This is a genomic window from Nocardiopsis sp. TSRI0078 (genome assembly GCF_001905145.1).
In the GTDB taxonomy this organism is placed as follows: Bacteria; Actinomycetota; Actinomycetes; order Streptosporangiales; family Streptosporangiaceae; genus Nocardiopsis.
In genome coordinates this window covers 343,978-366,134 of the sequence record NZ_LWLB01000023.1, presented here as the reverse complement: position 1 = coordinate 366,134, position 22,157 = coordinate 343,978, and the positions used below count along the sequence as shown (strand labels likewise).

Sequence of the window (22,157 nt, the reverse complement as noted above, 5' to 3'; positions counted from 1 at the left end):
GCGTCTCAGTGCTCTCCGACCTCGAGTGCGCGGCGCACCGCGGCCTCCGCGCCTTGGGTCCAGGGCTCCCCGTGGCCGGGCAGCACCGTGGTGGCGCCCGTGCCGGCGACCGTGTCCAGGGAGGCCAGGGCCTGGTGGGTGTCCTTGGTGGCCGCGGAGGCCACGATCTGCGGTTCCGCCCGGCCGGTGTAGGGATCGAGGGTGACCAGGGCGTCACCGCTGATGACGGTGTCGCGGTCGGGCAGGTGGAGGATGCAGTGCCCGTCGGTGTGCCCGGGGGTGTGCACGGCGACGGGGTGGCCGGGCACTGGTAGGGCGGTCCTGGTCGTCAGCGGCTCGACGTCGCCCACCCCCTTGACGGTCAGTGCCCCGGCCGCGGCCATCCGGCCCAGCAGCGGTAGGGACCGGGGGTGGGTGAACGGGTAGAGGAGGCGGTTGCGCTGGGGCGTGTACCGGTAGGGGTGGGCCGCCAGGTAGGCGTCCTGCGGGTGGACCAGCACGGGCACGTTCCATTCCCGGTGCGCGCGCACGGCGAAACCCACGTGGTCGAAGTGGCCGTGGGTCAGTACCAGCGCCCTGACCTCGTCCGGTCGCCGCCCCCGCGTCTCCAGGGCCCGCAGGACCATGGACCACATGCTCGGCAGGCCCGCGTCCACGAGGGTCACGCCGTCCTCGTCCTCGATGAGGTAGCAGTTGACGTGGGCGTGGGAGACGAGGTGGACGCCGTCGGCGACTTCCGGAGTGATCAAGGGATCCTCTCGAACCGTTGTGGAAACGACGGATGCCGTCCATCGTGGAGAATCCGCGGAGGCCGGTCAAGCATGACGGGCCCGCCACGCCGGGTCCATGGGCGGACGTGACCCGGCCGCGCCCCGGACGGCCCCGCCCCGCGACCGCGACGCCCGCCCCGCGCTCCGCCCGCGGTGCCGGATACTGGTGCCCATGGCGATCATCTACAAGGCCACCCTCACACCGAGCAAACCCGAGCTGATCAGTTCCTGGCTGGACCGCCGGCCGTGGGCGGGCCAGGGGCCCGACGAGGTGCTCGGCGCGTACAGGTTCGACGATCCCGAGGGAGAGGTCGGGGTGGAGGTGTTCCTGCTCCGGCGAGGGGACCGCCTGCTCCAGGTGCCGCTGACCTACCGGGGCGCGCCCCTGCCCGGTCACGACGACCACCTCGTCGGCACCACGGAGCACTCCGTCCTGGGAACGCGCTGGGTCTACGACGGCACCGAGGACGAGGTGGCCCTCGCGTGCTTCCGGCGGGCCCTGACGGGCGAGCAGGAGCAGGCGGAGCTGGAGATCTGGGAGGACGGCCGTCTCCTGGAGCGCAGGCCGCAGCAGGTTCTGATCTCCAGGGAGTCCGGCTCCGGTGGTGACGGCACCGGACCGGCTCGGGAGGGGCGGGTGCTGCTTCCCCACGTCCTGGGCGGTGAGCCCGAGGGAAGGCCGCGGCTTCTCGCCCGCTGGGGCGACGAACAGGCGGTGGTCGCGGCGCTGGTCTGATCCCGTGGCTTCTCCCGCCTGAGCACGGGGTTCACCGGCACACGCACGGATTCGGTCACGGCGCCGACGGCGGCGGCGCCCGCCGCGTGCCGCCCTGTCGGCGGCGTGTGGTTGTCTTCTCCCATGGGTGTTGGGATCGAGCGGTTTCTGCGGTTGGTGAACGCGCTGCCGGAGTGCGAGCACAAGGAGTCGGAGCGGTACACGACCTTCCGTGTGCGCGGCAGGCCCTTCGGCTACCTGTGGCCGGACACCGCCACCGTGGGGTTGAAGCAGACCCTTCTGGAGCAGGCCGCCCTCGTGGCCGAGCGGCCCGAGGTGTTCGAGGTGCAGTTCACCGCGGGCGGGTTCGGCTGGGTGGTCGTCCACCTCGACGGGATCGATCTGGACGAGCTCAGCGAGCTCACCCTGGAGGCCTGGCACCTGACGGCGCCCGAGGAACTGCTCACCGCCCCGCCGACCCCGGCGTCGCTGGTCCAGGCCTGAGCCGGATCCCGGACAGCCCCTCCGCCCGGCCCCGCGCACACGGTCACGGGCACCTGCTCGTCCAAGGCCGGGGTGCGGCACGCTCGGTACATGAGCTCCGAACTCTTTCCCTTCGACCTTCGCTGGAGCGAGGCCGATCCCCGCACACACCCCTTCGACCATGCGTCCGCGTCAGCGGAGGTGATCGCGCTGCCGCCCGCCGCCGATGTCCCGGTCCCTCCCGCGGGCGCGGACGTCTGGGCGCACATCGCATGGGCCCGTGAGGTGGGGAATGCCTGGACACAGGGGATGACGAGGGCGCTGGTCGGGCGATTCGGGCGGTGGAGCACCGGCTGGCAGTGGTCACGTCCTGGGATGGGAGGCCCCGTGGACAGCTGGTGCTGTCCCAAGCACTCGATCACCACTCCCGAGGAGACCCTCGAACGGGTCGCGAACGCGCTGTGCGAGTGGCGGAGGTGGCTGGAGGAACTGGCCGAGTTGTTCGAGCACCACCCGGTCGGCGCAACCGACCGCGAGCACGCCTGGGAACGCGCCGCCGTCCTCCTGATCACCCGTGTCCTGGACCGCACGCGTGCGGACGAGACCTGGTACGTGCACTGCGAACTGGTCCTTACCTGGTACCTGACCAGGTGGGACGTGCCGCAGGACACGGCTGAGGAGTGGGTGGACAGGGCCGTCGACGGACGGTTCGAGAGCTGGATCGCACCGGGGAACCCCGTCGTACGGGAGGTAGCCGAACGTCTGGCCGGCTCACCGTGGGAGGAGGAGAGCCAGTGAGCACGGACCACCTGCGTATCTGGCTCACCATCCGCGACACCGTGCCCTGGGAGCGGACCCGCGCCGTCGACAGTAGCCCGGTCGTCCCCGCCCGGGACGGGGCGGCCCACGACATCCGCGCCTTTGACGGCGCACGCTCACCGGAGCGCGCCGCTGGGATGCTCGCCGCACTCGCGCGGGCCAGGGCCGACGCCGCCTCCGGGGCCCCTTTGACCTTCGATCTGCTCAGCTCCTGGCAGCGGTCGGTCCTGGACGTACCCGACGCGCCGTTCCGCGGCGCGCCAGCCTTCGCCAAACAGGGCCGCGAGCGCTACGGTACCGGTCCGGACCTGCGCGGCCTCCTCGACACCTGCCTGGTCCAGAGCGGTGGTCTCGACCCCGCTCTCCCCGCACGCGCGGCCCGCGCCTACCTCGACGTCTGCTTCTTCCACCCCTTCACCGACGGCAACGCACGGTCGGCGTTCCTGGCGCTGTCCTTCGTCCTGGCCCGCGCGGGAATCGCGCTCGACCAGGTCGGACCCCTGCGGCGCCTGCCGCGCCACGCGAACCACCCCGAGGGCGCGCTCGCACTCGCCGACCTGGTGGCCGTCCTGATCGAGCACACCCGTCGACGCGCGGGGGAGCACCGTTGCGTGCCAGGAGGATGAGGGTGCGGACGGCGTTCACCGGGGTCCGCCCGGGCGGGTGGCCCTTCGGCCCGGTGGCGAGGAGTCAGGCCCGGATCAGGTGGCCGTCGAACCCGGAGGCGACGAGTGACTCGTAGGCGGCGCGCACCCGCCGGGGGACCTCCTGCTCGATGGCGAACCCGCGCCCGGGGTACTCCATCACCCGCTGGAGGTCGCCGACGATCATGTCGATGACGAGTCCCGCGTCGCCGATGCCTGCGGCGTAGTCGTCGAGCTCCAGCGGTTGCGAGGCACACGTCACCTCGACCTCTGGCCACAGCTTCCGGGCGGTGGCGAAGGAGCGCCGCTCCATGTAGGGCATGCAGACCAGCAGCACGGTGGCGGGGACGATACCGGCATCGGCCAGGATCTGGCGGGAGAGGGCGATGTTCTGGCCGGTGTTCGAGGCCTCCGGCTCCAGCAGGATCGCGGAGTCGGGGACACCGAGACCGAGGGCGTGTTCGCGAAAGTGCACGGCCTCTCCGCGCGGGAACACCGCTGTGGTGGAGGGGCTGTTGCCGCCGGTGAACACCAGGGTCGGGAAGAGCCCGGCGTGGTACAGCTCGGCGGAGCGGATCGCGACGCCGAGGTCATGGCTGCCGAGGCCGATCGCCACGTCGCACGGCCGCAGCCGGTGGTGCATCCGGTGGAAGTCCCAGAGCAGTTCGGCCTGCCGCCACTGGTCCCGGGTGATGGTGTGCTGGTCCTTCGCCACGTGTTCCTTCCCTCGAGGCTGTACCGGGGCGTCCCCGCAGCCCTGGCGCTCTCGACACCACGGAGGATCCGGTCTGCGAATACGCCGGCGTCCACCACCAGAACAGGGAATTCCTCCGATACCGGAAGAGACCGCTGGCATGACCGTAGGAGGCCGGTGAACGGTATCCGTTCCCCAAGGGCTCCGGCGGCCTGCCGACGATCCCGACCGTGCTTTTCCCGGCGGACTACGACGGGTCACATGTCGCCCTTCCCGATCCTCCTTGCGTCCTGTACGTCCTGGAAAAGTGAGAGGTCCAGTTCGCCCGGTCCGTGCAGCACGCTGATGTCCCCGGTCGTCTCCAGCACGACCGCGCGGACCGAGTCCATGCTCCTGACGTTGGAGCTGCGGAGTTTCGACTTGATGTCGTCCTCGGTGATCCGGGATCTCCTCATGTTGTCCCTGAGCATCGTGCCTTCGGACATGAGCAGCAGAGGCGTGTTGTCGACCGCCTGCTTGAACGGGGCGAGGCGGCGCAGCAGGGCGATGGCGACCTGCAGCAGGTAGAGCACGGCCAGGGCCGTCATGCCTTCGAGCAGCGACACCTGCGCCACCGCGACCGTCGCCACGAGTGATCCGACGGCGACGGTCATGGCGAAGTCGAAGCTGGACATCTTGGAGAAGCTGCGCAGACCCGCGATGCGCGTGTAGGTGATGACGGTGGCGAAGATGCCGACCGTGGAGACGAGGATCAGCAGCAACCCGCTGAGCGGGACGGCGAAGAGGTTTTCCAGCATGCCGGACCCCTACCCGCCCTTCCCCGGGGAAAGCGGTGGTACTGGCTGGTCCGGGGGCGCGTGGTCGCACACGATTCCCCCGAGGCCGGTTCGCGACCCCCGGTGTCCGTATTCGACCACGCGTCGCGCGATCCCTGTTCGGGATCAGGGGCCTGCGTGCCCTGCGCGAACGAATGATCCGGATGGCGGTGGAGGCCCGCAGGGACGCGGCCACACGCGACGGGGCGATCGCCCGTACCGCCGACCAGGTCGGGGTGTCGTTCGATCAGACTCCGGAACAGTCGGGAAGGACCTGCGAAGCCGCGCGGAACGAGAGCCGCTGAAGGTCACCACTTGCCAGGGACCAAGGGCTGGTGGATGTGGCCATCACCGTGGCCGGAGTGGGTGGCGACCTGACCTCGGGCATGGTCGTGGCGGCCGGAAGCCATGCCCTGCCGTCCCTGGCCAGCGTTGTCTCACTCTTGCGGTCCTGCCCGTTGTCGCCTGATCCGCGCGCCCCGCCTTCGTGCCCGGGAACGGAGAGACTCTCCGATTCCGGTCCTCTCCGAGTACCGCTGTTCGGGATGAGAGGAGGTCCGGAGACGGAGGGCTCCGTGGTCGGCCGGCAGCGCTCCGGCCGGGAGGTCGGACCACGGAGGTCACTGGGGCCGCCCATCCCGCTGGGCCTGCATCCTGCGCCGGATGCGACGGCATGAACGTCATGGGTTATGGGCAGACGTGGTGTCACGTGTCGCAACCTGAGCCGGGTGACGGTCCCACGTCGGAGTATGTGGGCCGCATCGGTATCTCGAGCACAGGGACTGAGCACGGGCCCACGACGGGGGGAGGAACCCATGGGCGTCGCCGAGGTGGTCGAGGCCGTGGGAACGGCGATCGAGGTGGCCGGTGTCGCGGTGATCGTCGTCGGCACGGTCGCGGCGACCGCTGTGTTCCTGTACCGACTCGTCCAGCGCACGCCCCTGGCCGGGATCTACCGGCCCTACCGCCACGGAGTGGGACGGGCGATCCTGCTGGGCCTGGAGTTCCTCGTGGCCGGTGACATCATCCGTACGGTCGCGATCGAGCCGACCTTCCGCAGCGTCGGTGTGCTCGCCGGGATCGTGCTGATCCGTACCTTCCTCAGCTTCTCCCTGGAGGTCGAACTGGAGAACCGGTGGCCGTGGCAGCGGCCCCGCACGGCCGCCGAGAGGTCGACACAGGAGAGGGGATGACCCACAGGTACAGAGGAGGCGGCGAGTGGCCGTCACGCCCCCGGGCCAGCGGAAAAGGGAACGCGGTGGCGAACGGACCGAACGGACCGAACGGGCATGAAGCGTCTGGACGCTTCCGAGGCGGACTGATCGCTGAGGCCCGCCCGAACGCCGACTCCCGCCGACCCCCTGCCGTTGGCCACCACGCCGGTCAGCGCGGAGACAGCCCAATATTCGCACCGGAAACGGTGGTCTGCGGGATGGATACTTCCGGCACCGCGGACGTCCCGCTTGGGAGGCGACTGTGCAACGCTCCACACACGCAACACTCAGGTCCGTGGTCAAGTGGGGATCCATCGGCTTGGTGGGCGCCCAGGTCGCCGTGGCGGCCGTTTCCATGGGCGTCAACCACTGGCGCCGGAAGATACGTCCCCGCCGGGTGGTCTTTCCCCGTACGGCACCGGCGGAGCTGCCGGTGGGCGACTCGGGGACCCGCGTCACCGTCTACACCTATGGCGAGGACCTCTTCGAGGACATGCTCGCGGCGATCCGCGGGGCCCGGCACCGTGTGCTGTTCGATTCCTACATCGTCAAGGACGACCAGGTGGGCCAACGGTTCAAGGAGACCCTCATCGAGGCCGCCGAGCGGGGTGTCGAGGTGTACGTGGTCTACGACGGCTTCGCGAACCTGGTGGTGCCCCGGTCCTTCTTCCGCTTCCCGCCCAGCGTCCACGTGCTGCGGTATCCGGTCTTCCGTCCCGGTGTGCTGCTGTTGAACATCCGCAAGTCCGGCCGGGACCACCGCAAGATCCTCACCGTCGACGGCGAGGTGGGGTTCTCCGGCGGGTACAACGTGGGATCGCTCTACGCCACCAACTGGCGCGACACCCACCTGCGGCTGACCGGGCCGGCGGTGTGGGAGCTGGAGAACGCCTTCGCCGACTTCTGGAACAGGAACCACCGCCCCGAGCTGGACAGGTTGGGGGAGGCCGCCTGGGATTCGCACCTGCGGCTCCACCGCAACGTGCCCGAAATGCTGATCTACCCCATCCGGGCGATGTTCCTGGAGGCGATCGACCGGGCCAAGGAGAGGGTGCTGTTCACCCAGGCCTACTTCCTCCCCGACCAGAAGCTTCAACGAGCGCTCATCGATGCCGCCGGCCGTGGCGCGGACGTGAACGTGCTCGTCCCCGAGGAGTCCAACCACGTCATCGTGGACCAGATCTCCCGCAGCCAGTACTCGACGCTATTGCGCGGCGGAGTGCGGCTGTGGCTCTACCAGGACGCGATGGTGCACGCCAAGACCCTGACGGTGGACGGCCAGTGGTCCACGGTCGGCACCACGAACGTGGACCGGCTCAGCCTGACCGGCAACTACGAGATCAACATCGAGATCTTCGACGAGGGCGTGGCCCGGCACATGGAGGAGGTCTTCGCCAACGACCTCACCAACTGCCGGGAACTGACCGAGGAGGAGTGGGACGACCGACCGCTCCTCGCCAGGTTCGGCGAACTCGTGCTGGCGCCCTTGCGGCCGCTGCTGTGAGGCTTCTCAGCCGGTTCGTCGCCCGGTCCGTCGCTGTTGGGAGAGGCCGACGCGTGTTCGTATCAGGAGGGAAAAGACGGATCACGATTTCCTGCGGTTCTATCTGGCAGGGGTGAATGCATCGACCCCTTGAATCGACGATCGTTTATCGGGCACTTCGTGAGGGATGGGCACTCCGAAAGGGTCGGAATCCGAGAAAACTGGTGGCCGCGTACGCATTCTTCATCATCCATGAACATCGCCTCCCCGGCTGAACGCATCCGTGTGTACTTCCCGAGCGGGGTATGCAGCGCACGGATGGGACCATCACCCGATATGCCACGGTGCGGGGGAGCGACGCAGATTTCGGCAAAGCCAGGACACACGCCGGAGTCGGGCATGGTCTGCCGCTGGAACACACAGCACACGCACCGAAGCGGGAGCAGGTCATGGTGCGGACCGTACGGGCTTCCTCACGCGGACGCATGCCCACGGTCCGGCGGTCCGCATCAGCCCGGCCGTCCGTGGGATGTCCGCTCTTTGGAAGAGGGTCCATCGTGGCAGTGCGGGGAGGTATCCCTGCACATGGTCTGGGTAGTGACGACGACATGCGCACTGTGAGCGGAAAGAGGCTGAGCCTGGCCTCAGCCGTCGGACGGGGCGTTCTCGCGGGCCTGGCTGGGACCCTGGTGATGACGGCTTTTCAGAAGTTCGTCCAAGCCTCGGCCACGGAGATGGTCTTCGACCGCTTCCTGGACCCCGCCCGTCCGTCCTAGTGCCGCGCCGCGGACGGGGACCGACCTCCGCGGGCGCGGGCGATGGTCGTCTGGCGTGGTGCGGAGCGTTCGTCGGAGCGGCATGAGGTGCGCTCAACGCAGAAGAGGCAGGACGGCTGCAGTAAGGCGGTGCTCAACCCATGGTTCGCGCCAAGAGATTCGGCCCCGGCGATGTGGTCGTCGTGACCGGCGCCTCGAGCGGTATCGGCCGAGCGACCGCTCATGCCTTCGCTGAGCGCGGGGCCAGTCTCGTTCTCGCCGCCCGCAGTGGGCAGAGCCTGGAGGAGACGGCGCGGGAGTGCGAGCGGCGAGGCGGCACGACACTCGCGGTGCCCACCGACGTCGGCGATGAAGACGCCGTGCAAGCCCTTGTCCGCGCCGCGGTCGAGCGCTTCGGCCGTATCGGCGTCTGGGTCAACAACGCCTCGGTGCTGAGCTACGGCACCTTCGAGCAGACCCCGTCAGAGGTCTTCGGGCACGTCATCCAGACGAACCTTTTCGGGCAGGTGTACGGGGCTCGAGCGGTCCTACCGCAGTTTCGCATGCAGGGCGCCGGCGTCCTCATCAATGTCGCGTCGTTGTACGGAAGGATGGGCTCGCCGTACCTCTCGCCGTATGTCACCAGCAAATTCGGCCTGCTCGGGTTCTCGGAGGTACTCCGCCAGGAACTGCACAGCAGCGACGGGATCGATGTGTGCACCATTCTTCCGGGCTCGTTCGACACCCCGATCTACCGCCAGGCGGCCAACTACACCGGCCGCGAGATCGGGCCGGTGCCCCCGGTCGGTGATCCCACGCGGGTGGCCGCGGCGATCGTCGGCGCTGTCGAGCGTCCCCGGAGGACAATCGTCGTGGGCCGGACCCACCAGGCCGCGTCCTGGGTACACGCGGCGCTGCCATGGTTGTACGACAGGGCGGTCGGACCGGTGATGGACCAGGGGGCGCTGCGCAGGGGACAGGTCCCCGCCGGGGCCGGGACCGTCTTCACGCCGCGGCCCGGGGCCGAAGCGGTCAGCGGCGAATGGCGTCAGGCACGGCGGCGTCTCCTGGGCAGGGTCGCCGTGGTCGCGGGAGCGGCGGCGGCCGGCATCACCGCATGGAAGTCGGTGGCGGGCCGAAGAGCGCGGTGACGCTCGGGTCCCGGGTCCCGGGTCCCGGGACCCGAGCGAGGGCCTGGCGAATCGGGGTGTCCTCCCGGTCGGCACCGAGTCGTCCGGTCCTCCTCGTTCTCCTCGGGACCACACGCTCACAAGGCGGACGGAACAGCCGTGCCCCGGGGCCCGGGGGCGGCACGGAGCAGGGCCGTGTAGAGGGTCAGTCCCGGCCCGAAGGCCATCGCCACCACCGGACCACCCTTATGCAGCGCACCGCTGCCGACCAGCTCGCCCAGGACCAGCGGCAGGGTCGCCGATGAGCAGTTGCCGTGTTCGGAGAGCACGGTGCGGGAAGCCGCCAGCGCGTGTTCGGATAGGTCCAGCTGGCCCTGGACGGTGTCCAGGATGCGCGGGCCGCCGGGGTGCACCGCCCACGCCCGCACATCAGGCAGATCGAGTCCGTTGCGGGCCAGCAGGTCCTTGACCACTGGCCGCACGTGCTCGGCCAGCACATCGGGCACCCGCGGGGACAGCTCCATACGAAAGCCGAAGTCGGTGATCTGCCAGGTCATGTGGTCGCTGGTGCCGGAGTCGGTGAGCGCTGCGATGTCCACCAGCTCCAGTCGGGGCGCGCGGGCGCCCAGGGCGACCTCGGCCTGCGGCCGCAGCACGAGGGCCACGGCGGCATCGCCGAACAGGGCGTGGGAGACCACCTGTTGCGGGTCCGTCGTTGGCGGCTGCAGGTGCAGCGAGGTGAGTTCGAGGCAGAGCAGTACGGCGGTCCGACCGCGGGCCACCACGAAATCCGCGGTACTGCCCAGCGCGGGCAGTGCCGCATAGCACCCCATGTGTCCGATGAGCAACCGCTGCACGTCCGGTCGCATTCCCAGTGACGCGGCCAGCTGGATGTCGAGTCCGGGGGTGCTGTAGCCGGTGCAGGAGGCGACCGTGAACAGCCCGATGTCGTCGGCGGTGACGCCGGCGTCGGCCATGGCGGCCGCAACGGCCCGGTACCCCAGGGGCTGGGCCTCCTCCGCGTAGCGCCGCATCCGGGCAGCGGTCGACCAGCCCGAGAGGTCTTCGCTGAGGGGGTCGGCAACGGTATGCCGGCGACGGACGCCCGCGCCGGCGAAGATTTGCTGGGCGATCCGACTCGAGGCGAAGTGCTGGCGGAAGAACCCGTCCCACAGCACCTGCTGGTCAGTGGTGTCGGGCAGCGCCGAGCCCAGTCCGGCGATCGTGGCGGTCACCACCGCGGCACCTCTGTGTCATGGTCGGGGTCGCCGTCCAGGGCCGCGACGCCCAGCCAGTCGGCGCAGACGTCCGAGGTGGCGGGCTGCAGTGCGCCGCAGCGGGCGTCGCGGTAGATCCGCTCCAGGGGATGTCCGCGTCGGGTGGCTGAGGCTCCCGCAGCCTCGATGACGGAGGAAGCCACTTCGGCCGCGGTGTCGCCCGCGGTCAGTTTGGCCCGCCACACCCAGCGGTTGGTCTCCGGTGTTCCTGGCTGCTCGGTCACTCGGCGGGCGGCCTCGGTGACGACCAGTGCCGCGGCGGCGACGGCGGTATCAGCCCGGCCGATACGTGACCGCACGGTCGGCAGCGTGTGGAGTCCTCGTTCCCTGAGGTGGGCGCTGCCCGCATCGAGCGCCGCACGCGCCACGCCGACGTAGACCGCGGCGTAGGAGGCCACCAGCCACTGCGGCATGACCTCGGCCAGCAGCAGTGTCAACCCCTCGATGCCGCCGAGCAGCGCGTCCGGACCGACCTCGGCGTCGAGGTGGACGTCGTGGCTTCCGGTGGCCCGCATGCCCATGGAGTCCCACGTGGACTCCACTCGTGTGCCGCTACCCGCCGGCACCAGGAAGTAGGACACTCTGGTCTCCGGGGCCTCGGCGTCCTTGGCCGTCACCAGGTAGGCGTCGACGTGCCCGGCCCCGGAGACGAAAGTCTTGCTTCCCGTGATGCGGAATCCTCCGTCGGTCCTGCGGTAGACGGTGGAGGTACGCGACAGCCGTGGACCGGTGCCGCGCTCACTCATGGCGACGGCGTACAGGGCGCCCGAGGCCGCCTCGGCGAGGAGCCGGTCGCGTGCGGCGAAGAAGCTGTCGGGGGCGCCCAGTTCCCGGACCAGCTCGTCGGGGGTGTGCGCCAACGCGCCGGTCACCGATGAGTGCATGTTGAAGATCAGCGCGGTGGCACCCGACCCGCGGGCGAGCTCGATCGCGACAGCCGTGTAGTCAGCGAAGGAGGCCCCGCATCCACCGAGCCGCGCGGGCGCCATCAGACCGAGCAACCCGGATGCACGCAGATCCTCGAAATCCGCCTCGGGGAACGCCCCCGACGCGTCGTGGGCCGCGGCCCTCGCGGCCAGGCGGGGCGCCAGGTCACGGGCCAGGGCGCGTGCGGCCCCCGGATCGGAAACCGGCTCGGTGAGGGGGAAAACAGAAGACAACGCCATTCACTCCTCCTTGCGGCCACACCCCTGAAACAGCACCGCCGTGCTCGCCACCGGGACCATCCGCACAAAGCTCCCACGTCCGAAAGCCCAGCTCAGCAGGTCGATCATCGAGGGACGGATACCCCGCAACGCCACGCGTACACCAGAGCGGGCACATTCGTCGACCAGGAGTGCACGGTCGACCAGCAGCGCGGGGTCGTGTACGCCCTTGGGGGCGAGTCCCGGCACACGCTCGGCGATGCCAATCGCCACCCAGCGGCACAGCACGGTGGCCGCCAGGGTGTCCAGTACGAGCAGACCGCCGGGGCGCAGCAGACGGCATGCCTCCGCCACTGCCCTCGGCAGGTCGGTGACGTGCTCGAGGATCTCCCCGGCAGCGACGACGTCCGCGCAGCCATCGGACAGCGGAGTGGCGAGCACGTCACCCAGCACGCCCTGCACACCGTGTTCGCAGGCCTGCCGCAGCGCACTCGGCGATCGGTCCACCCCGATATGCCGATACCCCTTGCCGACCAGGTGCGGTGCCAGCAGGCCGGCGCCGCAGCCGAGGTCCACCAGCACCGCGCCGGGCCGCGGCGCAGGGGGCACCAGCGCACCACGGGCGGCGGCCAGCCAGTGCAGCATCGCGAAAGCTCCTCGAGGCTGCCACCACTGGTCGGCGAGGATCTCATAGAGTTCCGGATCGTTGCGCCGTACAGGCGGGTCGATGGGTGTCATGAGCCCAGGCTGACACAATGGCCTCCATGCAGCACCTCGCAGCGATGCCGTTGGCGCTGGTCCGAGCCTCGCACCCGTTCCCCGCACTGACGGTCACCGCAGTCGCCACCGGGCTGGCGGCGACCTCCGGCAGGGCGGCCGAGGATCTGATGACCGTGGCCGCCGCGGTGCTGGCCGGGCAGCTGTCCGTGGGCTGGCTCAACGACCTGGTGGACGCGCCGCGCGATATCCGGGTGGGTCGAGCCGACAAACCGGTGGCCACCGGCGAACTCCCCCGCTCCGTGGTGCTCGTCGGCGTGCTGGTCTCAGCGTTGGCAGCGGTGGTTCTGTCGTTGCCCTCCGGGGTGCTCGCGACGGCGGCGCACCTGGCTGCACTGGGCTCCGCGTGGGCCTACGATCTCGGCGTCAAAGCCAGCGCGCTGTCGGTGCTTCCCTATGCGGTGTCCTTCGGGCTGCTGCCGGTGTTCGTCGTGCTCGGCCTGCCAGGAGCGCCGCTGCCGCCTGCGTGGCTGGTGCTCGCCTCGGCATCGCTGGGTTGCGCGGCACATTTCGCCAACGTACTGCCTGATATCGACGATGACCTGGCCACCGGCGTGCGCGGATTGCCGCACCGGCTGGGTGCCACCGGAAGCCACGTGGCGGCCGCATCGCTGGTTCTGGCCGCCTCGATGCTGCTGGTACTCGGTCCGCCCGGTGCGGTCTCCGGGACGGGTCTGGTGGCATTGCCGACCGCCGTGCTGGTCATTGCCGTCGGGCTGGTCATGGGCCGCCGACCGGGATCACCGGCCGCCTTCCACGCGGTGCTGCTGGTCGCGCTGATCGACGTGGCGCTGCTGCTGACCGCAGGCATGCAGCTGAACTGAGACGGTCGCCGACTGGGACGGCCTGGACCAGGTCCAAGACCTTGCGCCGGAACTCGCTGGGGTATCCACGACGTCCCACGATGTCCTCCTTCAAGGGTCACATGGTCCCAGGATCCAGAGAACCCGACTCAGAAAAACGCAGGACACACCATGCCTTCGAGCAGCGGCACCTGCGCCACCGCGACCGTCGCCACGAGTGATCCGACGGCGACGGTCATGGCGAAGTCGAAGCTGGACATCTTGGAGAAGCTGCGCAGCCCCGCGATGCGCGTGTAGGTGAGGACGGTGGCGAAGATGCCGACCGTGGAGACGAGGATCAGCAGCAGCCTGTCGAACGGGACCCCGAAGAGACTTTCCAGTAGGCCGGACCCATGACCCGCCCCATGCCGGAGGGAACCGCCCCTGCCATGCCGTCCGTGCCGCCGGGTCCCGCAGCCGTTCCGTTCTCCGCGACCGATGACCGGAATCGGTGACACCACCAGTGTCACTCTGAATGGATTCGCAAAACACCAGCTGGAATACGGTCCGTGGGACCCGATACCCTTCGGTTTTCCCGTACCCCGTTGACACAAAGGGTTTCAGGATTCACTCTCGTCCATAGACCACACTGAGTACACAGTAGTGGACCGGGCGTATTCCACGCGGCCCACCGGTCGTGGAACGGAATTGCGCACAAGGCCGACACAGGTGTCGACCGCTCACCCTTCCTCCGTTCGCGTTCGCCGCGACAACGCCTGACCGTGCCCTTCCACGCGGAAGAACACGCGGCGCCGTGAACGGAATTTCCCCTGATCTGGGAACGCGCCCGTGCCGCGGGGCGGAAAGCCGATCCCGTATGCGGCCGGAGCCGGACCGCCCTTTTCCCGATGCCTCCTCCACCGCGGAGCGGAGCATGCGTTGCCGGTACGGCACTGCGCTCTGCCTCCGATCCGCGCCGATCCGCATCCGACGTGTCAAGGAGAACACCATGTACCTGCGAAGACTCGCCCTCGTCTCGGCCGCCGCGGCGCTGGCGGCGGGGGCCGCGTTGACCCCCGCGAGCCCCGACCCCGCCACCGCCGCCCCCGCCGCGGCCGAGCGGACCGAGGCCCGGTCCGCAGCCGAGGCCACGACCGTTCGGTACGGCCCCTTCACCATTCCCGCGGCGACCGCGGAGGACCACGGCCACACCGGTGGTTTCCTCCTGGACGTGGAGAAGCCGTGCGAGGACTGCCACATCACCGGATTCGAGCCCGATCTGGCCTACGCGGACGGGGCGAACGCCAACATCGACACCGGGCCCATGCTGCACCACGCGGTGCTGTTCAACTCCCGGGAGCGCGACACCGTGTGCAGAGGCCCCCAGCGGGTGTTCGCCACCGGGAACGAGCGTGTGGAGAGCGTCCTGCCGTCCGGGTACGGGGCCGAGGTCGACTCCGGCGACCGGTGGATGCTCAACTACGACCTGATGAACCACGGCCACGAGGAGAAGACGGTCTACGTCCACTTCACCTTCACCCACGAGCCCGCGGCCGGCTCCGACATCACGCCGGTCACCCCGCTCTGGCTGGACGTGGGCGGCTGCTCGGGCAGCGAGTACGAGGCACCCGAGGGCGTCAGCGAGGAGTCGCGGCTGTGGCGGTCGACGGTCTCCGGTGACCTGGTGCACGTGCGCGGCCACCTCCACCACGGCGGCACCGCCCTGTGGCTGGAGAACCTCAGCAGGAGGACGACGCTGTGCCACATCGACGCCGAGGAGGGCGGCAGCCCCGAGTTCGTCGACCACCACGGGCACACCGAGATCTCGGACATGCCGCCCTGCGGAGGCGACCCGATCGCCACGATCCGCCGGGGCGACTACCTGAGGGTCACGAGCCGCTACGAGCTCACCGGGCACTCGCACGACGGCGTCATGGGGATCATGGTCGGCTGGATCACCGAGCGGTGACCCGCCCCGTCCACCACCGGGGCGGGCCCGCGGTCCGCCCCGGTCCCCCGCTCACCGACCCCGCGAGGTGACCCCATGACTTCCGACCGACTCCGAGGACCGGTGCTGTCCCTCTTCCGCATGGTCACCGGTTTCCTCTTCCTCCTGCACGGCACCGCCTCCCTGTTCGGCGTGCTCGGCGGCAACCGCGGTACCGGGCTCGCCGTCGAACTCGGCACCTGGCCCTCCTGGTGGGCCGCGCTCATCCAACTGGTCTGCGGCGCCCTGGTCCTGGCGGGACTGGCCACCCGCGTCAGCGCCGTGGTCGCCTCGGGATCGATGGCCTACGCCTACTTCGTGGTCCACCAGCCCGAGGGACTGCTGCCGCTCGACAACGGCGGCGAACCCGCGGCCATGTACTGCTGGGCCTTCCTGCTCATCGCCGTCCTGGGGCCGGGCACCTGGGCCCTGGACACCCTCCTCGTCCGCCTGCGCGACGGCGGAACCCACGGCTCCGCCCGCCCCGCGCACGACACCGCCTGAACCGCGTCCGTCGCCGGGTCCTTCCGCGTCCGTGGAGGGACCCGGTCCCCTTCGTGGGAACACGGACTCGGGCGCGGTGGCGGCGCCGCTCGCCGCGGGGACGGCCACCTAACGGTCCGGGGCCTGCTCGGAGTGCCCGAGAGCGCGGTCGGGTGCGATGCGATCCCGGATGAGGCGCTTGAGTTCGGCGGCGTCGGTGAAGGCGGCGTCGCTCCTGCGCGACCACACGCTCTCTCCGTCCAGCCGTACCTCGAACACGCCGCCGGTGCCCGGGACGAGCGCGACCTCGCCGAGTTCGGCCTCGAACGTCGTCAGCAGCTCCTGTGCCATCCATGTGGCCCGCGGGAGCCACCGGCACCGGGTGCAGTACTCGATCTCCAGCCTTGGCTGCTTGACCTCCATGGGTCCAAGCATGGCACGGGAGCGGGGCCGACGGCTCCACGGCCCGGAGTCCCGCAGAGGACCGGGGCTCCACGGGGGCGTGCACGGCCACGACGGCGCTCGCGTGGCCGGGGACCGGCATGAGGCGCGCCGCCGCTGTGCCGGTTGCCCCGCCTCGCGAGTCGGGGCCGCGGAGCCCCGGCCGGCCTGGCCCGCGCCCTGACCGGAGCCGGTTCCCTCTGAGGACCGGAAGGGCCGTGGGGGCCGATCACAGGTGACCACCACGGCCTCACACGCCGCGGAAGACCGTGAGGTCGACCGCGGGCGCGTCCGCGTACACGACACCCCGTTCGGGCGGCACGGGCTCGCCCGACGCGGCGTCGGTGCAGTGGGCGTCGAACATCCGTGCCTCGTCGAGGGGGACCATGTCCCGGTCGACGACCGACCAGCCGCGGACCAGTTTGACGGGGACGCCGACCCCGTCGGGGAGGGTGTGGGAGACCTGGTCGGTGAGGCTGCGCAGCACCACGGCCGCGGTGGCGCCGTCGGCGAGGGCGTCGCACAAACGCTCCACCACCGGGGGGTGCTCGACGTCGAATCCCTCTCCCCGGCGAGCGACGGCCGTGCTCATCGCGTGCCGGGTGTGCAGGGTGAGGATGTGGTGCCTGCCGGGCAGGTCGTTCAGGAGGGCGGACAGCAGGGCGCGGGCGCGTGAGGAGAGCATTCTCCGAGTATGCGCGCGCCGACGCGGCCGGACCGGGTTGTCCACAGGCCTGGTCGTGGCGGGCGGCGAGACCGGCGGCGGGCCGGATCCGCGGGGGCGGTTCGGTCAGCGGCCGGGGACGGTGGAGTGGTGGCGCGCCATGGGCTCGGCGCGGCCCTTCTCCGTTCGGACGAAACCGCGCGACCGGTCGCAGGAGCGTGTCCGCCCAGGGAGCATACCGACCAGTCGGTTACCATGGCGGCCGTGGTACGCCCACGCTTCTCGCACCCCTCGACCCCCAAGGAGTCACCGATGGCCGTCGACCCGACAGGATCCGCTCTCGCGGGCATGCTGAACGAGGACCCGGGCGGTCCCGTCGTCATGCTCAACCTGCTGCGGTTCGCTCCGGATGGCCGCTCCTCCTACCAGGAGTACTCGCGCCAGGCCGCGCGCTTCCTGAAGAAGTACGGAGCCGAGCTGGTCTACGCCGGTGACGGCGCCTCGCCCCTGGTCGCCGAGGACGGGCAGGACTGGGACGCGGTACTGGTCGTCCGCTACCCCAGCCGGGAGGCGTTCAGCCGCATGGTCTCCGACCCCGAGTACCAGAAGATCACCCACCTGCGCTCCCAGGCCCTGACCGAGGCCGTGCTCCAGCCGACCGTCCCCTGGGGCTCCGGCCGCAGCTCGTAGACGGATCCTCGCGAAGGCGTTCGACGGCCGTGCACGGCCGTGGGGGCGGGCCGTGGAGCTGCCGTGCGCGAGCCCGGCAGGGCGCCGCGGCCCGCCCCCGCCGTGCCCTCGTCCGGGGCGATGAGGACCCCTGGGTCAGGGCGGGAAGGAGCGGGGTACTACCCTCGTCGAGCCAGTCGAACTCCACCTCGTGGGGCAGGGAACCCGGTGGGAATCCGGGACTGACGCGCAGCGGTGAGGGTGACGGGCGGGCATGCTCCGGGGACGCGTTCCTCGGGACAGCCACTGGAGCACCGCTCCGGGAAGGCGCCCCGCACCGGTCGAACCCGAGTCCGAAGACCTGCTGGCACTGGCGGTGACGGGCCGCCAGGTCGTCCGCGGGCCCCGCGACCGGGCCCTGACCCGAAGGACTCGTATGTCCCCGACACAACCCCCAGCCCCCGCGCCGCGCACCCGGCGCGACCGCTGCCCCGGCGCCCTGCGCCCCTGGCCCGCCGACGACGGGATGCTGGTCCGGCTCCGGCTCGTCGGCGGCCGGCTTCCCGCCCGCTCGCTGCGCGCCCTGGCCGCGGTGGCCGACGAGCACGGCTCCGGCCGGGTCCACGTCACCGGCCGGGCCAACGTGCAGCTGCGCGCCCTGCCCGGACGTGACGGTCGCCTGGCCCCTGAGGTGCTCCGGGCCATCGAGGAGACCGGGCTGCTGCCCTCGCCCGCCCACGAACTGGTCCGCAACGTGATGGTCTCCCCGTGCACGGGCCTGACGGGCGGGGGCGCCGGGGAGGAGGGCTCTCGGCATGAGGGGGGTGCCGCGTCCGGAGGCCGTCCGGTGGGGGTGGAGGCCCGGTCCGACGCGGAGCGCTCCCCGGAGCGGCGGCGGGCGAGGGGCGGAAGGGCCGACCTGCGCCCCGTCGCCGCCGCACTGGACGGGCTGCTGTGCGCCGCGCCCCACCGCGCCGCCCTCCCCGGGCGCTTCCTGTTCGTCCTGGACGACGGCCGCGGCGACCTGCTCGACCGCTCCTGCGACCTGGGGCTCGTCGCCCTCGACGAACACGTCGCCCAGCTGAGGATCGGGGAGGAGTGGGGGCCGCTGACACGGCTCGACGAGGCCGCCGCCTGTCTCGTACGGTTCGCCGACGCGTTCCTGGAGCGGCGCGGCGACGGACCCACCGCGCCGTGGCACGTCGCCGAACTCCCGTCGCCGCTGACCGACCCGGCACCACCGGATCCACGGCTGCCGGACCCCGCCCCGCCGTTGCCGTACGGCCCGCTGCCCGAAGGCGGACGGCACGTTCCCGTACCCGCCGAGGGCCTGGACCGGCCCGCCGCCGAAGCACTCGCCGAGGAGGCGCTCGCCGCCGGACACGGCGAACTCGTCGTCACCCCCTGGCGCGGCGTCCTCGTTCCCGGAGAAGCACAGTGACCATCCCGCGCCGGCCGAACCGGCACTACGAGTACATCGACGACGGCCCCGCCATCTACGCCGACTCCTTCAGCACCATCCGGCGTGAGGCCCGGCTCGGCCACCTGCCCGCCAACGCCGAACGGCTCGCCGTGCGGATGATCCACGGCACCGGCCAGGTCGACCTCGCCGACGACCTGGTCGTCCACCCCGGTCTGGTGCCCGCGGCGCGCGCCGCCCTCCGGGCCGGTGCGCCGATCCTGTGCGACGCGCGCATGGTGGCCGCCGGTGTGACCAGGAACCGCCTGCCGAGCGACAACGAGGTGCTCTGCCTCCTCGGCGACGAGCGGGTCCCCGCCCTGGCCCGGGAGTGGGGCACCACCCGCACCGCGGCCGCGGTGTCCCTGTGGGAGCCGCTGCTCGACGGTGCCGTGGTCGCCGTCGGCAACGCGCCCACCGCACTCTTCCACCTGCTGGAGATGCTGGCCGACGGCGCCCCGCGCCCGGCCGCGATCGTCGGCTGCCCGGTCGGCTTCATCGGCGCCGCCGAGTCCAAGCAGGCGCTGACGGAGTTCGCCGACCGACACGGCGTCGACATTCCCCACGTGACCGTTCGCGGCCGCCGCGGAGGCTCCGCGATGACCTCGTCGGCCCTCAACGCACTCGCCAAGGAGGAGGAGTGACCGGTCGTTTCCACGGCGTCGGCGTCGGACCCGGAGACCCCGGGCTGATCACCCTCAAGGCGGCCGGGCTCATCGCCGGAGCCGACGTCGTCGCCTACCACGCCGGAGTCGGCAAGGAGTCCAACGCCCGCCGCATCGCCGGGGACCTGATCCCCGAAGCGGTGATCGAGGAGCAGCTCACCTACCCGGTGACCACCGGCGCGACCGACCATCCGGGCGGCTACGCGGGGGCGCTGGCCGACTTCTACGAGGAGTCAGCCGCACGGCTGGCCGCCCACCTCGACGCCGGGCGCGACGTCGTCCTGCTCTCCGAGGGGGACCCCCTGTTCTACGGGTCGTACATGTACATGCACGACCGGCTGTCCGAGCGGTACGAGACCGAGATCGTGCCCGGGATCCCGGCGTTCTCCGCCGCCACGGCCGCCGCGGCCGCCCCGCTGGCCCGGCAGACCGACGTGCTCACCGTGCTGCCCGGCACCCTGCCCGAACCGGAGCTGGCCCGCCGCCTGGCGGACACCGACGCGGCCGTGGTCATGAAACTGGGCCGGACCTTCCCGGCCGTCCGCCGCGCCCTGGAGGCGGCCGGGCGGCTGGAGCACGCGGTGTACGTGGAACGCGCCTCGATGGACGGGGAGCGGCGACTGCCGGTCGCGGAGGTCGACCCGGAGACGGTGCCCTACTTCTCCCTGGTGCTGGTCACCGGCGACAGCCGCAACGGCAGGCGGTCCCGCAACGCAGGCGCGGCGGAGCCGGCGCCTTCGGAACCGACGACCCCGGAGCCGGAGTCCCCGGCTCCGGTCCGACCGGCGGCCGAACTGCTGGTCGTGGGCCTTGGCCCCGGCCCCGGGCACTGGCTCACCCCCGAGGCCTGCGCGGCGCTCGCCGAGGTGGACCACGTGGTGGGCTACGCCCCCTACGTCAACCGGGTCCCGCAGCGCCCCGGGCTCACCCGGCACGCCTCCGGCAACACCGTCGAGCTCCAGCGCGCCCGCCTCGCCCTCGACCTGGCCAGGAACGGCGAGCGCGTCGCCGTGGTCTCCGGAGGGGACGCCGGTGTCTTCGGCATGGCCACCGCCGTGTTCGAGGCGGCCGAGGACCCCGGCTACCAGGACGTGCCCGTCCGGGTGCTGCCGGGCGTCAGCGCCGTCCAGGCGGTCGCGGCCCGTGCGGGCGCCCCCATCGGCGGCGACTTCGCGGTGATGAGCCTCTCGGACCGCCTCAAACCGTGGGAGGTGGTCGAGCGGCGGCTGCGCGCCGTGGCCGAGGCCGACCTGGCGCTGGCCGTCTACAACCCGGCCTCCCGGTCCCGGACCGAGCAGATCGTCACCGCCCGCCGGATCCTGCTGGAGCACCGCGAGCCCGACACCGTGGTCGTCCTCGGCCGGGACGTCGGCCGGGAGGGCGAGTCCCTGACGGTGACCACCCTGGGCGGACTCGACCCGGCCACCGTCGACATGCGCTGCCTGCTGATCGTCGGCGCGTCCGGCACCCGGGTCTCCGGGGCGGGCCGCGTCTGGACCCCGAGGTGGGTGAAGCCGTGACCGTGCACTTCGTGGGGGCGGGGCCCGGCGCCGCCGATCTGCTGACGGTCCGCGCCACGCGGATGCTCGCCGGGGCCGACGTGGTGCTCTACCCCGGCACGTACCTGGACCCGGAGGTCCTCACCCACTGCGCTCCCGACGCCGAACTGGTGGACACCCAGGGCCTGGACCTGGACCGCATCACCGCCCGTCTCGTCGCCGCGCACGCCGCGGGCGGGGACGTCGTACGGCTCACCTCCGGCGACCCGTCGCTCTACTCGGCGCTCGCCGAACAGACACGGCGGCTCGACGCGCACGGCGTCCCGTGGGACGTCACACCCGGGGTGCCCGCGTACGCGGCCGCCTCGGCGCTGGCGGGGCGGGAGCTGACCGTGCCCCTGGTGGCCCAGTCGGTGGTGCTGACCCGCACCCGGGCCCGCTCGACCGCCATGCCGGACACGGAGTCGCTGGCGGCGTTCGCGGCGACCCGGGCCACGCTGGTGCTGCACCTGGCGATCAGGCGGGTGCGGGAGCTGATGGCGCAGATCGAGCCCGAGTACGGCGGCGACTGCCCGGTCGTCGTCGTCCACCGGGCCAGCCAGCCGGACGAGGCGGTGCTGCACGGCACGGTCTCCTCCATCGCCGACGCGGTGGAGGAGGCCGGGTTCAGGCAGGCGGCGGTGATCCTCGTGGGACGGGCGCTCGACCCCGAGGGCGGCGGCGAGTCCTATCTCTACGACCCGGCGCGGTCCCGCTGACCCCCACAAGGCCACGAATCGGTGGCGGC

The 22,157-nt window shown here is 71.3% G+C and carries 25 protein-coding genes and 1 riboswitch; of the genes, 16 read left to right on the top strand and 9 right to left on the bottom strand.

Annotated elements, in window-relative coordinates; translation table 11 throughout:
• Positions 1–5: 5 nt before the first annotated feature.
• On the bottom strand, positions 6–749 hold the full coding sequence (locus A6A08_RS15915; RefSeq protein ID WP_073703370.1) for an MBL fold metallo-hydrolase: 744 nt from the start codon (positions 747–749) through the stop codon (positions 6–8).
• Between the two features lie 193 nt (positions 750–942).
• Here A6A08_RS15915 and A6A08_RS15910 point away from each other — a divergent pair, with 193 nt between their 5' ends.
• From A6A08_RS15910 to A6A08_RS27100, 4 genes are all read left to right on the top strand, one after another.
• Positions 943–1,506, top strand: coding sequence for a hypothetical protein (locus A6A08_RS15910; RefSeq protein WP_073703561.1), 564 nt, complete (start codon positions 943–945; stop codon positions 1,504–1,506).
• Between the two features lie 123 nt (positions 1,507–1,629).
• Entirely contained in the window at positions 1,630–1,989 is a 360-nt protein-coding gene (locus tag A6A08_RS15905; RefSeq protein ID WP_073703369.1) for an MmcQ/YjbR family DNA-binding protein, read from the top strand.
• A 90-nt stretch (positions 1,990–2,079) separates the two neighbouring features.
• Positions 2,080–2,766 carry a hypothetical protein gene (locus A6A08_RS27640; RefSeq protein WP_143181776.1) on the top strand — a complete coding sequence of 229 codons (687 nt, stop codon included), beginning with the start codon at positions 2,080–2,082 and terminating at the stop codon, positions 2,764–2,766.
• A complete protein-coding gene (locus tag A6A08_RS27100; RefSeq protein WP_083609140.1) occupies positions 2,763–3,413 on the top strand; it encodes a Fic family protein in 651 nt (216 codons plus the stop codon). Before A6A08_RS27640 ends, A6A08_RS27100 begins: the two co-directional genes overlap by 4 nt.
• A 64-nt stretch (positions 3,414–3,477) precedes the next feature.
• Here the strand turns inward: A6A08_RS27100 and A6A08_RS15895 are convergent, their stop codons facing one another.
• Together A6A08_RS15895 and A6A08_RS15890 are read right to left on the bottom strand one after the other, a co-directional pair.
• Entirely contained in the window at positions 3,478–4,146 is a 669-nt protein-coding gene (locus A6A08_RS15895; protein WP_073703368.1) for a YdcF family protein, read from the bottom strand.
• 236 nt (positions 4,147–4,382) lie between these two features.
• Positions 4,383–4,922: a DUF421 domain-containing protein gene (locus A6A08_RS15890; RefSeq protein WP_073703367.1), complete on the bottom strand. Its 540-nt coding sequence runs from the start codon at positions 4,920–4,922 to the stop codon at positions 4,383–4,385.
• 833 nt (positions 4,923–5,755) lie between these two features.
• On the opposite strand from A6A08_RS15890, the gene A6A08_RS15885 reads away from it, so the two are divergent.
• The 4 genes from A6A08_RS15885 (at position 5,756) to A6A08_RS15875 (ending at position 9,543) form a co-directional block, all read left to right on the top strand.
• On the top strand, positions 5,756–6,133 hold the full coding sequence (locus tag A6A08_RS15885) for a DUF1622 domain-containing protein (protein WP_073703366.1): 378 nt from the start codon (positions 5,756–5,758) through the stop codon (positions 6,131–6,133).
• A 376-nt stretch (positions 6,134–6,509) separates the two neighbouring features.
• Positions 6,510–7,658 carry a phosphatidylserine/phosphatidylglycerophosphate/cardiolipin synthase family protein gene (locus A6A08_RS15880; RefSeq protein ID WP_242422680.1) on the top strand — a complete coding sequence of 383 codons (1,149 nt, stop codon included), beginning with the start codon at positions 6,510–6,512 and terminating at the stop codon, positions 7,656–7,658.
• 587 nt (positions 7,659–8,245) lie between these two features.
• Positions 8,246–8,413, top strand: a complete 168-nt coding sequence (locus A6A08_RS28015; protein ID WP_158069286.1) for a hypothetical protein — start codon at positions 8,246–8,248, stop codon at positions 8,411–8,413.
• A gap of 140 nt (positions 8,414–8,553) precedes the next feature.
• Complete coding sequence (locus A6A08_RS15875) at positions 8,554–9,543, top strand: SDR family NAD(P)-dependent oxidoreductase (protein ID WP_073703364.1); 990 nt, start codon at positions 8,554–8,556, stop codon at positions 9,541–9,543.
• 116 nt (positions 9,544–9,659) lie between these two features.
• Here A6A08_RS15875 and A6A08_RS15870 read toward each other — a convergent pair whose 3' ends face one another.
• From A6A08_RS15870 to A6A08_RS15860, 3 genes are read right to left on the bottom strand one after another with little or no spacing between them, the layout of a single operon-like run.
• A complete protein-coding gene (locus tag A6A08_RS15870) occupies positions 9,660–10,757 on the bottom strand; it encodes a type III polyketide synthase (RefSeq protein WP_073703560.1) in 1,098 nt (365 codons plus the stop codon).
• Entirely contained in the window at positions 10,754–11,965 is a 1,212-nt protein-coding gene (locus tag A6A08_RS15865) for an acyl-CoA dehydrogenase family protein (protein WP_083609138.1), read from the bottom strand. The genes A6A08_RS15870 and A6A08_RS15865 overlap by 4 nt, the downstream gene beginning before the upstream one ends.
• A complete protein-coding gene (locus tag A6A08_RS15860) occupies positions 11,966–12,682 on the bottom strand; it encodes a methyltransferase domain-containing protein (protein WP_073703363.1) in 717 nt (238 codons plus the stop codon).
• Between the two features lie 26 nt (positions 12,683–12,708).
• Between A6A08_RS15860 and A6A08_RS15855 the strand changes: the two genes are divergently transcribed.
• Positions 12,709–13,545 (top strand): UbiA family prenyltransferase, encoded by an 837-nt coding sequence (locus A6A08_RS15855; RefSeq protein WP_073703558.1) that lies wholly within the window; start codon positions 12,709–12,711, stop codon positions 13,543–13,545.
• A 128-nt stretch (positions 13,546–13,673) separates the two neighbouring features.
• Here A6A08_RS15855 and A6A08_RS15850 read toward each other — a convergent pair whose 3' ends face one another.
• Positions 13,674–14,033: a hypothetical protein gene (locus A6A08_RS15850; RefSeq protein WP_143181775.1), complete on the bottom strand. Its 360-nt coding sequence runs from the start codon at positions 14,031–14,033 to the stop codon at positions 13,674–13,676.
• Between the two features lie 479 nt (positions 14,034–14,512).
• On the opposite strand from A6A08_RS15850, the gene A6A08_RS15845 reads away from it, so the two are divergent.
• Both A6A08_RS15845 and A6A08_RS15840 read left to right on the top strand, forming a co-directional pair.
• On the top strand, positions 14,513–15,472 hold the full coding sequence (locus A6A08_RS15845) for a hypothetical protein (protein WP_073703361.1): 960 nt from the start codon (positions 14,513–14,515) through the stop codon (positions 15,470–15,472).
• Positions 15,473–15,547: 75 nt separating this feature from the next.
• Positions 15,548–15,994 (top strand): DoxX family protein, encoded by a 447-nt coding sequence (locus A6A08_RS15840; protein WP_073703360.1) that lies wholly within the window; start codon positions 15,548–15,550, stop codon positions 15,992–15,994.
• A gap of 108 nt (positions 15,995–16,102) precedes the next feature.
• On the opposite strand, the gene A6A08_RS15835 is transcribed toward A6A08_RS15840, so the two are convergent.
• Together A6A08_RS15835 and A6A08_RS15830 are read right to left on the bottom strand one after the other, a co-directional pair.
• Entirely contained in the window at positions 16,103–16,396 is a 294-nt protein-coding gene (locus A6A08_RS15835; protein ID WP_073703359.1) for a SelT/SelW/SelH family protein, read from the bottom strand.
• Positions 16,397–16,664: 268 nt separating this feature from the next.
• Positions 16,665–17,099, bottom strand: a complete 435-nt coding sequence (locus A6A08_RS15830) for a hypothetical protein (protein WP_073703358.1) — start codon at positions 17,097–17,099, stop codon at positions 16,665–16,667.
• A gap of 291 nt (positions 17,100–17,390) precedes the next feature.
• On the opposite strand from A6A08_RS15830, the gene A6A08_RS15825 reads away from it, so the two are divergent.
• From A6A08_RS15825 to A6A08_RS15805, 5 genes are all read left to right on the top strand, one after another.
• Positions 17,391–17,768: a DUF1330 domain-containing protein gene (locus A6A08_RS15825; protein ID WP_073703357.1), complete on the top strand. Its 378-nt coding sequence runs from the start codon at positions 17,391–17,393 to the stop codon at positions 17,766–17,768.
• 156 nt (positions 17,769–17,924) lie between these two features.
• Positions 17,925–18,131: riboswitch (cobalamin riboswitch) on the top strand.
• A 52-nt stretch (positions 18,132–18,183) separates the two neighbouring features.
• Positions 18,184–19,188, top strand: coding sequence for a nitrite reductase (locus A6A08_RS15820; RefSeq protein WP_073703356.1), 1,005 nt, complete (start codon positions 18,184–18,186; stop codon positions 19,186–19,188).
• Complete coding sequence (locus A6A08_RS15815; protein ID WP_073703355.1) at positions 19,185–19,850, top strand: precorrin-8X methylmutase; 666 nt, start codon at positions 19,185–19,187, stop codon at positions 19,848–19,850. The genes A6A08_RS15820 and A6A08_RS15815 overlap by 4 nt, the downstream gene beginning before the upstream one ends.
• The gene (locus tag A6A08_RS15810; protein WP_073703354.1) at positions 19,847–21,391 is read left to right on the top strand and encodes a precorrin-2 C(20)-methyltransferase; all 1,545 of its coding nucleotides are present in this window, start codon (positions 19,847–19,849) and stop codon (positions 21,389–21,391) included. The genes A6A08_RS15815 and A6A08_RS15810 overlap by 4 nt, the downstream gene beginning before the upstream one ends.
• Positions 21,376–22,128 (top strand): cobalt-precorrin-4/precorrin-4 C(11)-methyltransferase, encoded by a 753-nt coding sequence (locus tag A6A08_RS15805; RefSeq protein ID WP_073703353.1) that lies wholly within the window; start codon positions 21,376–21,378, stop codon positions 22,126–22,128. The genes A6A08_RS15810 and A6A08_RS15805 overlap by 16 nt, the downstream gene beginning before the upstream one ends.
• Positions 22,129–22,157 lie beyond the last annotated feature (29 nt).

Bases quoted from the DNA above. Each gene is read 5' to 3' on its own strand.
- A6A08_RS15910 (WP_073703561.1), top strand. From the start codon at position 943: ATGGCGATCATCTACAAGGCCACCCTCACACCGAGCAAACCCGAGCTG.
- A6A08_RS15905 (WP_073703369.1), top strand. From the start codon at position 1,630: ATGGGTGTTGGGATCGAGCGGTTTCTGCGGTTGGTGAACGCGCTGCCG.
- A6A08_RS27640 (WP_143181776.1), top strand. From the start codon at position 2,080: ATGAGCTCCGAACTCTTTCCCTTCGACCTTCGCTGGAGCGAGGCCGAT.
- A6A08_RS15890 (WP_073703367.1), bottom strand. From the start codon at position 4,922: ATGCTGGAAAACCTCTTCGCCGTCCCGCTCAGCGGGTTGCTGCTGATC.
- A6A08_RS15885 (WP_073703366.1), top strand. From the start codon at position 5,756: ATGGGCGTCGCCGAGGTGGTCGAGGCCGTGGGAACGGCGATCGAGGTG.
- A6A08_RS15880 (WP_242422680.1), top strand. From the start codon at position 6,510: ATGGGCGTCAACCACTGGCGCCGGAAGATACGTCCCCGCCGGGTGGTC.
- A6A08_RS28015 (WP_158069286.1), top strand. From the start codon at position 8,246: ATGCGCACTGTGAGCGGAAAGAGGCTGAGCCTGGCCTCAGCCGTCGGA.
- A6A08_RS15875 (WP_073703364.1), top strand. From the start codon at position 8,554: ATGGTTCGCGCCAAGAGATTCGGCCCCGGCGATGTGGTCGTCGTGACC.
- A6A08_RS15865 (WP_083609138.1), bottom strand. From the start codon at position 11,965: ATGGCGTTGTCTTCTGTTTTCCCCCTCACCGAGCCGGTTTCCGATCCG.
- A6A08_RS15860 (WP_073703363.1), bottom strand. From the start codon at position 12,682: ATGACACCCATCGACCCGCCTGTACGGCGCAACGATCCGGAACTCTAT.
- A6A08_RS15855 (WP_073703558.1), top strand. From the start codon at position 12,709: ATGCAGCACCTCGCAGCGATGCCGTTGGCGCTGGTCCGAGCCTCGCAC.
- A6A08_RS15845 (WP_073703361.1), top strand. From the start codon at position 14,513: ATGTACCTGCGAAGACTCGCCCTCGTCTCGGCCGCCGCGGCGCTGGCG.
- A6A08_RS15840 (WP_073703360.1), top strand. From the start codon at position 15,548: ATGACTTCCGACCGACTCCGAGGACCGGTGCTGTCCCTCTTCCGCATG.
- A6A08_RS15835 (WP_073703359.1), bottom strand. From the start codon at position 16,396: ATGGAGGTCAAGCAGCCAAGGCTGGAGATCGAGTACTGCACCCGGTGC.
- A6A08_RS15830 (WP_073703358.1), bottom strand. From the start codon at position 17,099: ATGCTCTCCTCACGCGCCCGCGCCCTGCTGTCCGCCCTCCTGAACGAC.
- A6A08_RS15825 (WP_073703357.1), top strand. From the start codon at position 17,391: ATGGCCGTCGACCCGACAGGATCCGCTCTCGCGGGCATGCTGAACGAG.
- A6A08_RS15820 (WP_073703356.1), top strand. From the start codon at position 18,184: ATGTCCCCGACACAACCCCCAGCCCCCGCGCCGCGCACCCGGCGCGAC.